This window comes from Amycolatopsis dendrobii (genome assembly GCF_014145675.1).
Taxonomy (GTDB): Bacteria; Actinomycetota; Actinomycetes; order Mycobacteriales; family Pseudonocardiaceae; genus Amycolatopsis; species Amycolatopsis dendrobii.
Window position 1 is genome coordinate 1 of sequence record NZ_JACGZW010000015.1, and the last position, 11309, is coordinate 11309.

Sequence of the window (11309 nt, forward strand, 5' to 3'; positions counted from 1 at the left end):
CTGCGCGCCGGACACGGGCTCGGCGCGCAGCGGGCCGGATCTGCTCTTTCCGGAATATGCCAAGAATCGACATCATCGGGAGTGCGCTTCCATGGCAGCAAACCAATCCCCTGACGAGATTGCCCGCTTGACCGCCCAGCGGTTCCCGCAAGACTGGAGCAGTCTGGACGCACGTGCGGTGGACACCGTCCGCGTGCTGGCGGCGGACGCGGTCGAGCGGTGCGGAAGCGGGCACCCCGGCACGGCCATGAGCCTCGCGCCGGTCGCTTATGCGCTGTTCCAACGGGTTCTGCGGCACGACCCCGGTGATCCGGAGTGGATCGGGCGCGACCGGTTCGTGCTGTCCGCCGGACATTCCAGCCTCACCCTGTACATCCAGCTCTACCTCTCGGGCTACGGCCTGGAACTGGACGATCTGAAAGCGTTGCGCAAGTGGGGTTCGCTGACCCCGGGCCACCCCGAATACGGGCACACCAAGGGCGTCGAGATCACCACCGGCCCGCTCGGCCAGGGCCTGGCGAGCGCGGTCGGCATGGCGATGGCGGCCCGCCGCGAGCGCGGTCTGTTCGATCCGGACGCCGAGCCGGGCACGAGCGTGTTCGACCACCACGTCTACGTGATCGCCTCCGACGGCGACATCGAAGAAGGCGTCACGTCCGAGGCGTCGTCGCTTGCCGGAACCCAGCAACTCGGCAACCTCACGGTGATCTACGACAGCAACGAGATCTCCATCGAGGACGACACGCGCATCGCGCTGTCCGAGGACACCGCGAAGCGCTACGAGGCCTACGGCTGGCACGTGCTCACTGTGGACGGCGGCGAGGACGTCGCCGGATTCCTCGGCGCGATCGAGCAAGCCAAGGCGGAGACCTCCCGTCCGACGATGATCGTGCTGCGCACCGTCATCGGCTACCCCGCCCCGACGAAGATGAACACCGGCGGGGTGCATGGCGCGGCGCTGGGCGCGGAAGAACTCGGCGCGGTCAAGCGCGCTCTCGGCTTCGATCCGGAGCTGAGTTTCCAGGTCGACGACGAGGTCTTGCGCCACACCCGCGAAGCCGCCTCGCGGGGCCGGGCGGACCACGAGAAGTGGCAGCTCGAATTCGACGCCTGGGCACGAAGCAACCCGCAGGGCAAGGCCCTGCTGGACCGCTTGGCCAAGCGCGAGTTCCCGGCTGGCTGGGCGGACGATCTGCCCGTCTGGGAGCCGGATGAAACGGGAGTCGCCACCCGCAAGGCGTCGGCCGCGGTACTGGCCAGGCTCGGCGAGGTGCTGCCCGAGCTCTGGGGCGGTTCGGCGGATCTGGCCGAGAGCAACAACACCACGATCAAGGGCGCGGATTCCTTCGGCCCGGCCGAAATCTCCACGGACGCCTGGACCGCGCAACCCTACGGCCGCACGCTGCACTTCGGCATCCGTGAACACGCGATGGGGTCGATCCTCAACGGAATCGCGCTGCACGGCGGAACTCGCCCGTACGGCGGCACTTTCCTGATCTTCAGCGATTACATGCGCCCGGCGGTGCGCTTGGCCGCGCTGATGGAACTGCCGGTCATTTACGTGTGGACACACGACTCGATCGGCCTCGGCGAAGACGGCCCGACGCACCAACCGGTCGAGCACCTGGCCTCGTTGCGGGCGATCCCGGGAATGTCGGTGGCCCGCCCCGCGGACGCGAACGAGACCGCGTATGCCTGGAAAGCCGCCCTGGAAAACACCGGAGGCCCGACCGGGCTCGCGCTCACCCGGCAAAACGTTCCGACGCTGGAGGGCACCTCTGCCGAAGGCGTGGCACGCGGCGGCTACGTGCTCGCCGAAGCGTCGGCCGGCACGCCCGAGCTGGTGCTGATCGGCACCGGTTCCGAGGTGCAGCTGGCGGTAGCGGCCAGGAAGATTCTCGAGGACGAAGGGATTCCCACGAGGGTCGTGTCGATGCCGTGCGTAGAGTGGTTCGACCGGCAGGATTCGGCCTACTGGGAAGAGGTGCTGCCCCCTTCGGTGCGGGCCCGGGTGGCGGTCGAAGCGGCGATCGCCCAGCCGTGGCACCGGTTCGTCGGCGATGCCGGCGAAATCGTGTCGCTGGAGCATTTCGGCGCGTCGGCGGATTTCAAGACCCTGTACAGCCAGTTCGACATCACCGTCGACGCCGTGGTGGAAGCCGCACGCCGAAGCGTGCGCTCCGTTCGGCGGTGATGTCGTTGCCGCGGGCGGCAGGAGGATCCGGCAACATCCGCCCGAAACACGTCCACAAGGGCTGATGGGAGCCTCCTGAACGGTACGCCCGCACGAAGCGGCCCCGGCGGAATACACCGCCGGGGCCGCTTCCTTTTCCCCGCCATTATTCGTCATCCCAATCAGGGGATAGCTTTTCCTGATGCCGCAAGCCTTGCTGGGCAGGCCGACGGTGGCGAATCCTTGTGGTCTAAGCAGATTGGCCCGCGCGATGGCCGCGCAGGCGACGCGCCAAGGTCGCCCGCCCGCGAGTGGAGGAAGATCTCGTTGACGAACACGATTCCCAAGAAACTTGACGCTGCGCTCTTCACCGGAGCGACCCGCGCGGTCGTCGGAGAGGTGGACCGGGTGAGCGCGGCGGTGCAGTCCGCGTCGTGGCTCCGGGCCGGCGCGTTGCTGCTCAAGGCGCCGGCGGTGTTCACCATCGGCACCGGACGGAGCGGCCTCGCGTTGCAGATGGCCGCGATGCGGTTCATGCACCTCGGGCTTCCGACGCACGTCGTCGGCGAGGTGACGGCTCCGGCGATCGGCGAGCGGGACGTCCTGGTCGCGGCATCGGGCTCCGGGTCGACCGCTCGGGTGGTGCGCGCGGCGGAGACCGCGCGCGCCCAGGGCGCCGACGTGATCGCGCTGACCACGGCGCCCGGGTCGGCGCTGGCGAAGACCGCGACCGAGGTGCTGGTCATCCCGGCCGCGGACAAGCAGGACTTCGACGGCAACTCCTCCGTCCAGTACGCCGGCAGCCTGTTCGAACAGTCCGTTCTGCTGATCACGGATTCGCTCTTCCACGCGCTGTGGCAGACCAGCGGCTCTCAAGCCCGCGAACTGTGGCGGCTGCACGCGAATCTCGAATAGCGGCCTCGCCGTCCTGATGCGACCGACCGGAATGGGAGCCCGAAATGCACTGTCAGACTGAGGCCGCACCGCGCGCGTGCGTCGATGTCCACGCACTGGAGGCGGTGGCGCTGGCCGCGACCCGCAGCGCCGCCGTCGCCAGCTACGACTGGGTGGGCCGGTACGACCAGAAGGCCGCCGACGCGGCTGCCACCAAGGCGATGCGCGAAGCGCTGGCGCAGGCTCCCGGCCGGGGGACCGTCGTCATCGGGGAAGGCGAAAAGGACGACGCCCCGATGCTGTTCAACGGCGAGATCGTCGGCACCGGCAACGGCCCGGATTTCGACATCGCGGTCGATCCGCTGGAAGGAACGTCCTTCTGCGCCAAGGATCTTCCGGGTTCCCTGGCGACGATCGCCTTCGGCGAGCCGGGGACCCTCTGGTCGCCGGGTCCGGGGTTCTACATGGACAAGATCGTCGTGCCCCCGCAGGCGAAGGACGTCGTCGACCTCGACGATCCGCCTGAGCGCACGCTGGCCAACGTCGCCGCCGCGCTCGGCAAGAAGGTTAGCGAGCTCCGCGTGATGATCATGGACAAGCCGCGGCACAAGAACCTGATCGCTCGCGTGCTGCGGGCCGGTGCGGCGGTGCAGACCCCGGCGGGCGGCGACGTCGGCGGAAGCCTGGCCGTGCTCTTGCCGACGCTCGACGTCGACCTGCTTCTCGGCGTCGGAGGCACGCCCGAAGGCGTGATGACCGCCGCCGCGGTGCGCGCGCTGGGCGGCGGGATGCTCGGCCGCCTCGCCCCGCAGCGGGACGAAGAGGCGGACGCGATCCGCGCGGCGGGCATGTCGCTGGACCGCGTCTACGAATGCGACGAACTCGCGGCGGGCGACGCCTTCTTCGTCGCGACCGGGGTCACCGGGGGAACGCTCCTCGACCGCCCCCGGAAATGCGAGGGCAAGACCACCTGCGAATCGCTTCTGATTTCCCGGGGCGAGATCCGCTACCTGACCCACACCACCTTCGAGTGACCCACGCTGTCCGCACGACCAGGGAGATCCGGTGACGCTGCATTTGGACGACCTCCGCGTTCGTCATCTCGGCGAGTGTCGTTACGATTCGCCGCTCGCCGAGATGCTGTCGACGAAACAGACCTCTCCGCACTATGTCGCGGAGGGCGACCGGGTCTTGCTCGAGGACACCGTGTCGATGCTGGCCGGGCACCGCCTTCCGCCGGCGCGCGTTCCGAGCTTCGAAGGGGCGGGTCCTCGGCGGAAGATCTACTTCGACCCGGCACAGGTCACCGCCGGGATCGTCACCTGCGGAGGGCTGTGCCCTGGGCTGAACAACGTCATCCGCGGTCTCGTCCAGGAACTCGCCGTGCACTACCAGGTGAAGCGAATACTGGGCTTCCGGAACGGCCTGCAAGGGCTGACCGCCGACCACCGGCACGACACCGTCGAACTGACGCCCGCGCACGTTCGCGACATCCACAAGGACGGCGGCACCATCCTGGGCAGCTCACGCGGCGGCCAAGACGCCGACGAGATGGTCGACAGCCTCGTTCTGCGGGGCGTCGACGTCATGTTCGTCATCGGCGGCGACGGCGGGATGCGCGCCGCGACGTACCTCAGCGACGCGATCCGGGCGCGTGGTCTCGACATCGCGGTCATCGGGGTGCCGAAGACGATCGACAACGACCTGCCCTTCACGGACCAGTCCTTCGGTTTCCAAAGCGCGTTCGCCCGGGCGACGGACTTCATCTCGTCGGTCTCCGTCGAAGCCGCGTCCAGCCCGAACGGCGTCGGGATCGTGAAGCTGATGGGCAGGCACTCCGGGTTCATCGCCAGTTACGCCGCGCTGGCCGCCAACGGCGCGGACATCGTGCTGATCCCGGAGATTCCCTTCGCGCTGGAGGGACCGGACGGACTGCTCGCCCACATCGAGCAGCGCGTTCGGGCGAAGGGCTACGTCGTGATCGTGCTGGCCGAGGGGGCAGGCCAGGACCTGCTCGACCAGCCCGGCGCGGCGCACCGGAACGGGCGCGGCACGGACGCGTCGGGCAATCTCAAGCTCGGCAACATAGGGGAACTGCTCAAAGACCGCGTCGCCGCGCACCTGACCGCGGCCGGTCTTCCTCCTACGATGCGTTACATCGACCCGAGTTATGCGATCCGGAGCATCGCGGCCAACCCCTACGACAGCGTTTATTGCCTGCGGCTGGCGCACGCGGCGGTGCACGCCGCCATGGCGGGCCGCACCGCCGCGGCCGTCGCGCGCTGGCGGCGGCGCTTCGTGCACGTCCCGCTGTCGCTGATGACGAGCCGCCGCAACCAGGTCGATCCCGACGGCGACCTGTGGATGTCGGTGCTGGAGACCACCTGCCAGCCCGCGGAATTCGGTACCGCGGCGGACCGGGAGAAAGTGCCGATGGGCTTTTGCTGAACGGCCGGGTTCACAATGCGTGCGCGGTGAGGTCGTCGAAGCCGAAGTCGAGTTCATCGGTGACGGCGACTGCTCCGCGCACGCACTGTGCCCTCCGAACAGCTTGCTCGGCAACGCTTCTCAACCCGACGGTGCCGGTGAGTGTTACGACGCCATCGGCGACCCGCACCGCGATGCCCGCCGGTGCACCGGCTGCAGCCTCGGCCTGGATGTCAGCGTCCGGCCGCAGCAGCGCGGACAGGACGTCGCGGTGGGACATCAATCCGACCAGCCGGGCTTCCTGGTCCACTACGCACAACTGAGCCGACTTGGCGTCCGCGAGCCGCCGGAGCGCCACGTGCAGGGGCGCGTCGGCGGCGATCGTGGGCGCGGGTGCCGTCATCAGCTCGCCTGCAGTGCGCGCACCCGCTTTTCGCCACCGGCTCCGGCGGCGCGGCCCGCCGAACATGGGCAGCCGGTCCGCGCCGCCGTGGAACTCGCTCTTTGCTGCTACGTCGGCTGCGGTGACGAGCCCGATCGGTCGCCCAGCCGGATCGACGACCGGTACCGTCGACACGCCGTGTTCGAGCAGAGCCGTGACCAGGTCCCGGAACGAGGCGTCGTGCCCGACTGAGACGACCTGGCGTGCCATTACTTCGGCTACTCGCTGATCGCACATAGCTTTCCTGGTGGGGTCGTTATTCCGGACCGGCGAAGAACTCCAGCGGGATGTTGTCCGGATCGCGGAAGGAAACGCCGCTGCCGTAGTGCGCTTTCTTCACCCCGCCGTGCGGGATGCCGAGCTCGTCGAGCCTTTTGGCCCACTCGGCCAATTCTGCGTGCGACGCGACCGCGAACCCGACGTGGTCCAGCCCGGTGCGGCGTTCGTCCGCCCGGTCCCGGGTCTCCCTGCCGAGGTGGGTGTGCAGCCCGAAGAGCATGCCGCCGTCGAGGGCGAAGACCGTGTGGTGGAACTCGCCGCCTTCTTCGTCCTCGTCCAGGACGGGTCCGGCGCCGAACAGTCTCGTGTACCACTCGGTGCTGCGCCGGAGATCGGACACGGTGATCGCGATGTGCTGCAAACCTGGAAAAGCCATGTGCGTCCCTTCGCGTGCCCGGTATGTCCGCCCGGAATGCGGACGTACCCGGTGTTCTTACCAGCCGCCGGGGGGCCGGAGCCCGCTCGATCGAATGGGCGGCGGTGGGTCCGGGACGGGCGGGCGCAGGGGTCGAACGAACGGGGACGGTGCCTTGCGCTCGCCGGCATCTGCGCCTGGAGAAGGTCCGCCGCGACAACCTCCAGGGCTTGTACTTGGACGCGAGGTTCGAGGCGATCGCGGGAGAACAATGATCTGATCGAGCGGTGCCGCCTCGACATTGGGCTGCGGAAGGTCGTGGCGGTGAAGGGGCAGCGTCCGGCGGGACTGTTGTTGCTGCTCCGGATCAGGGAAACCCTGCGGGCGTTGTTGAACCTGTGGGGTTCCAGAAGTCGGTTCGTGGATCTGACCTGCGGTGACGGGCGCGTTCGATGGGCAGGGCATGATCGCCAGCCATGGCGCTGCGTTTGCTCTATCTGATCTTCCTCCGGCTGGTGGGTCTGCTGGTGTTGCTTGGGCGCTCGTCGGCGTCGAAGGACGTCGAGTTGCTGGTGTTACGCCATGAGGTGGCTGTGCTGCGCCGAGGTAACCCGAAACCTCGTCTGGACTGGGCTGATCGGGCGGTGATCGCTGCGTTGGTTCGGCTGCTGCCCAAGACGCTGCGAACACACCGGCTGGTCACCCCGGCCACGATCCTGCGCTGGCACCGTCGCCTGGTCGCCGCGAAGTGGACCTACCCACACCGAGCCGGCCGTCCGCCTGTCGACGAGGCGATCACCGGGCTGGTCGAACGGATGGCCACCGAGAACCACCACTGGGGCTACAAGAGGATTCAAGGCGAGCTGCTGAAGCTTGGTCACCGGGTTGGTGCGTCGACGATCCGGTGGATCCTGAAGCGGGCACGCGTACCTCCCGCGCCGGACCGGCGTACCGACACGTCCTGGCGGCGGTTCCTGCGCACGCAGGCGGCGACGATGCTGGCGTGCGACTTCTTCCACGTCGACTGTGCGTTCACCCTGAAGCGGATCTATGTGTTCTTCGTGCTGGAGGTCGGCAGCCGCTACGTGCGCGTCCTGGGCATGACCACGAATCCGGACGGCGGGTGGACTACGCAGCAGATCCGCAACCTGGTGATGGATCTCGGTGATCGAGTCGACGAGTTCAGGTTTCTTGTCCGCGACCGGGCTGGCCAGTTCACTGCGTCGTTCGACACTGTCCTGGCCGGCGTGGGCATCGAGGCGGTAAAGATTCCTCCGCGTTGCCCGCGGGCGAACGGCTACGCCGAGCGGTTCGTGCTCACGGTCAGGACCGAGCTCACTGATCGTGTGTTGATCGTGGGTGAGCGGCATCTGCGGGTCATATTGGCCGAGTATGTCCGGCATTACAACGGTCGACGGCCGCATCGTTCCCGCGAGCTTCGCCCACCTCGGCCGACCCACCCCGTGGCGAACCTCGGCTCTCAGCGGATCAAGCGACAACAGCTCTTCGGAGGTCTGATCAGCGAGTACGAACGGGCCGCGTAAAGCTACTGGTCAGGGCCGGTGACTGACTTTTGGAACCCCACAGGGCAGCGACTGGGTGGAGAGCGACTTGCTCTTCACGTGCCCTGACGGCAGTCCGCTGCACCCTGCCGACGTGGGCGACGAATTCGCCCGGTTGATCCAGAAGGCCGGTCTCCCGCCGGTCACGTTGCACGTGCTTCGCCACGGCGCGGCGACGCTCGCTCTGGGGGCTGGAGTGGACATGAAGATCATCCAGCACATGCTCCGCCACTCGTCGATCAAAGTGACGATGGACCTCTACACCAACGTCGCCCAGGAAGTCGCCGCCGACGCGGCACGGAAACTCGCCGGAGCCATCCCTCGGAAAGCGGTGCCGCACCCGGCCCGCGCTCTCGGGCTCCCCTCGGGCTCGCAGGAGACCACAATGGACAGTCCGGAACCGGAAGAATCTTGTCTAGATAACACAAATCCCCAGGTCGAAAACTTCTCGAACCTGGGGAGTGTGGGTGCGCCATCAGGGACTCGAACCCCGAACCCGCTGGTTAAGAGTCCACGGCCTGACCTGTCGGGCGGTGTCGAGTAATGCCGGACAAGACCTTTTCGTGTGGTGGCACGGTGTCGGTGGTGTCGTGCTGTGTCGGCTGCTGTTGTCGTGTGGTGGAGGTCTCGGGCTCGCCTCGGGCTCGCAAATGTCAGCTGGTGTTGTGCGGTTCAGACTGGGTATTGCGACGCGTGCTCTGGTGGTTGTCGTGATGGTGCCGGGTGTGCGGCGTGATCCGGTCGTCTCGGCGGTCAGCATCATGGTCGGTGTGGTGGTTGGGCTGACATTCCTGTTCGGTTTCGGGAATGTGTTGGTGCTTGTTCTTCGGTTGGGTGTTCCGGTCTGGGTGGTGCCGTTGGTTGCTCCGGCGGTAGATGTGACGATGGTGGCGTTGCTGATCGGCTGGTCTGAGGTCGGTCCGGGGCTCCTGCAAGCGCTTGCCGGCGTGCGCGGGGCAGCCGTTCGGCGTCCCGATGAGTCAGTGGCCGATCAGCATGAGCTCTTCCCGGAGAACCCCGTTGATAGAGCACATGGAACGACGGCTTCCAATTCAAGATCATCGACCCGCATGACTTTGCCGCACCCGAAGCCGGGGTCTACCAGCTGACCGGCCCGACCATGGCACTGGCGAAGGTCACCCCCGCTACGGTCGGTGTCGACGAGATCGTCATCTCCGAGACCATGCGGCTGAGCCAGACGGGAGATCAAACCCTGGGCGGAGCCGGACAACCGGCGGATCGTCATCCGGCGAGACCAGCTGTCGAACCCGGCGGACTACTGCGGGACACTGCTGCACGAACTGACCCATGCAGCCTCTGCCACGATCGACGGAACCATGGAGTTCGAGCAGGCATTGACCCAGTTCCTCGGTGTGATCGCTTCCAACGCGCTGCGCTTTGAGAATTGAGAGGACGCGACTGCGACCTTGGCTTCTCCTGTGACAATTGAGCCGTTGGCGAGACACGTCCTACGGCGCAGTACCAGGGGAAGCGCGACTTTTGCTGGCTGGCCCAGGTTGCACCACAACCTGTCCCGGCCGGCCGATTCGGGCAACGAGGTCCGAGCTGACGCTGCGCGCGAACGCGCGCGTGCCGAAGCCATGGCTAAGGCGGGCTTTTCTGTAACTGACCGCAACACCCGGGTTCATCTGCGCTGACACTGGAATGACGCGGTGCCCGCGCTCGCCCGTCGCAACATCGCGACTTTCCGCCGCAGCTCGGTTGTCTCGTCGTGTTGCGTGCCCAGTCGACGCACCGTGGCGGCAAGCACGGATTCCAGCTCGCGCAGCGCGCCTGCGTAGTCGCCGGATGCCGCGAGAAGGGCGGCGACCTGGTTTTGGGTGTCTCGCGCCAGTTCACTGTCGGGGAGGCCGCGGCCGGCTTCGGCGGCCTGGATGCTCTGGAATTCGCTCAGCGCATCAGTGATCTCGCCCAACTCGGCGAGACAGTTGGCCGCCTGGAATCGGCAGTACATCGCGTCGTCGGTCGGGCCCCCGGCGCTGCGGGTCAAGTCGTCCGCGAGCTGCTCGTAGACTGGCAGTGCATTTCGGTAGTCCCCGCCCAGGAACAGGGTGTTCGCGTACTGGAAGCGGACCCCGCGGTCGGCCGAGTGTTCTCGCAGGTAGCCGCCGAGGAGCGCGGCGGCTTGCGTCAGTCGACCGTCTTCGGCCAGCTGGGCGGCACGGTCGCGAATCTCCGCGGCATCCTGGCTGTTGTCCGGCTGCGGTGCGGCGGCCGCGGCCTTCCTCGATGTCGGTCTCGGCGCGAGTGGGAATCGATAGGGCCGGGTGGGGTCCGTCGGATCGGATGGATCGGCCAGCTCGGGATCGGAAGGCTTGGGTAGGAAGGGCACGAGCCTCGTGTAGACGTCGGCAGCGCTTTCGGGGCGGTCTGCCGGGTCCTTGGCCAACAGATCGAGTACGAGCCGTTCGATGGCTTCGGGGACGTCCGGCCGGTACTCGCGCAGCGAGTGTGGGGTTTCCTGCAGATGGGCGAACATCAACCGAGCCGGCGCGTCGGCCTGGAAGACCTGTTCTCCGGCGAGGAGTTCGTGCAGCACGCAGCCGAGAGCGTAGAGATCGCTGCGCGGGCTGATGGTGGTCGAGGTCCATTGCTCCGGTGCGATATAGGCCGGGCTGCCGACCGGTTCGCCGGCCATCGTGACCCGGGTGATGTCCGCGTCCAGCAATGCTGCCACGCCGAAGTCGAGAACGACCACTGTGCCGTCGGTAGCCACCATAATGTTGCGAGGCTTGAGGTCTCGATGGACCAGCGAGACCTCGTGCGCGGCGGCGAGCACTGCGGCGACCTGCGCACCGATCGCGGCCGCCCATTCGACCGAGCAGCGTGTCTTCGTCGCGAGTAGGTCAGCCAGGTTGGTGCCGTTCACGAGCTGCATGACGAGGAAAAGCTGGCGTTCGTGGGTGCCCACGTCGAACACTGCGGGCACGCCCGGGTGTTCGAGCCGCGCGGTCAACCGTGCTTCCCGGCGAAACCGTGCGATCAGCCCGCGCCCGGTGGTGTCCGTCGCGGAGAACTCCGGGCGGAGGAACTTGATCGCCACCCGGCGGTCGAGCCGCATGTCGTACGCGGCCCAGACCTCGCCCATGCCGCCGCGGCCGATCGGCGCAGTCAGTTCGTATCGCTCCGCGATGACCCGCTGCTGACTCACGACAC

10 protein-coding genes are annotated in these 11309 nt (G+C 67.4%); 7 read left to right on the forward strand and 3 right to left on the reverse strand.

The annotated features are described in order from the left end of the window. Window positions 1–91: 91 nt before the first annotated feature. The 4 genes from tkt to H4281_RS36345 all read left to right on the forward strand — a co-directional run bounded on the left by tkt (window position 92) and on the right by H4281_RS36345 (window position 5515). Window positions 92–2194, forward strand: a complete 2103-nt coding sequence (gene tkt / locus H4281_RS36330; protein ID WP_182895403.1) for a transketolase — start codon at window positions 92–94, stop codon at window positions 2192–2194. 306 nt (window positions 2195–2500) lie between these two features. Then, entirely contained in the window at window positions 2501–3088 is a 588-nt protein-coding gene (hxlB, locus tag H4281_RS36335) for a 6-phospho-3-hexuloisomerase (protein WP_182895404.1), read from the forward strand. Between the two features lie 44 nt (window positions 3089–3132). Then, a complete protein-coding gene (gene glpX, locus H4281_RS36340; RefSeq protein WP_182895405.1) occupies window positions 3133–4101 on the forward strand; it encodes a class II fructose-bisphosphatase in 969 nt (322 codons plus the stop codon). 31 nt (window positions 4102–4132) lie between these two features. Continuing rightward, window positions 4133–5515, forward strand: coding sequence for an ATP-dependent 6-phosphofructokinase (locus tag H4281_RS36345; protein ID WP_182895406.1), 1383 nt, complete (start codon window positions 4133–4135; stop codon window positions 5513–5515). A 10-nt stretch (window positions 5516–5525) separates the two neighbouring features. Here H4281_RS36345 and H4281_RS36350 read toward each other — a convergent pair whose 3' ends face one another. Together H4281_RS36350 and H4281_RS36355 are read right to left on the reverse strand one after the other, a co-directional pair. Further along, entirely contained in the window at window positions 5526–6146 is a 621-nt protein-coding gene (locus tag H4281_RS36350) for a CBS domain-containing protein (protein WP_182895407.1), read from the reverse strand. A 46-nt stretch (window positions 6147–6192) separates the two neighbouring features. After that, a complete protein-coding gene (locus H4281_RS36355) occupies window positions 6193–6591 on the reverse strand; it encodes a VOC family protein (protein WP_182895408.1) in 399 nt (132 codons plus the stop codon). Window positions 6592–7046: 455 nt separating this feature from the next. On the opposite strand from H4281_RS36355, the gene H4281_RS45930 reads away from it, so the two are divergent. The 3 genes from H4281_RS45930 (at window position 7047) to H4281_RS46685 (ending at window position 9241) form a co-directional block, all read left to right on the forward strand. Continuing rightward, window positions 7047–8114 carry an integrase core domain-containing protein gene (locus tag H4281_RS45930; RefSeq protein ID WP_182895409.1) on the forward strand — a complete coding sequence of 356 codons (1068 nt, stop codon included), beginning with the start codon at window positions 7047–7049 and terminating at the stop codon, window positions 8112–8114. Between the two features lie 55 nt (window positions 8115–8169). Beyond that, the gene (locus tag H4281_RS36365; protein ID WP_220508385.1) at window positions 8170–8676 is read left to right on the forward strand and encodes a tyrosine-type recombinase/integrase; all 507 of its coding nucleotides are present in this window, start codon (window positions 8170–8172) and stop codon (window positions 8674–8676) included. A gap of 121 nt (window positions 8677–8797) precedes the next feature. Beyond that, window positions 8798–9241, forward strand: a complete 444-nt coding sequence (locus H4281_RS46685; protein ID WP_312872246.1) for a hypothetical protein — start codon at window positions 8798–8800, stop codon at window positions 9239–9241. 536 nt (window positions 9242–9777) lie between these two features. Here the strand turns inward: H4281_RS46685 and H4281_RS36375 are convergent. Then, window positions 9778–11304 carry a serine/threonine-protein kinase gene (locus tag H4281_RS36375; RefSeq protein ID WP_182895410.1) on the reverse strand — a complete coding sequence of 509 codons (1527 nt, stop codon included), beginning with the start codon at window positions 11302–11304 and terminating at the stop codon, window positions 9778–9780. Window positions 11305–11309: the final 5 nt, after the last annotated feature.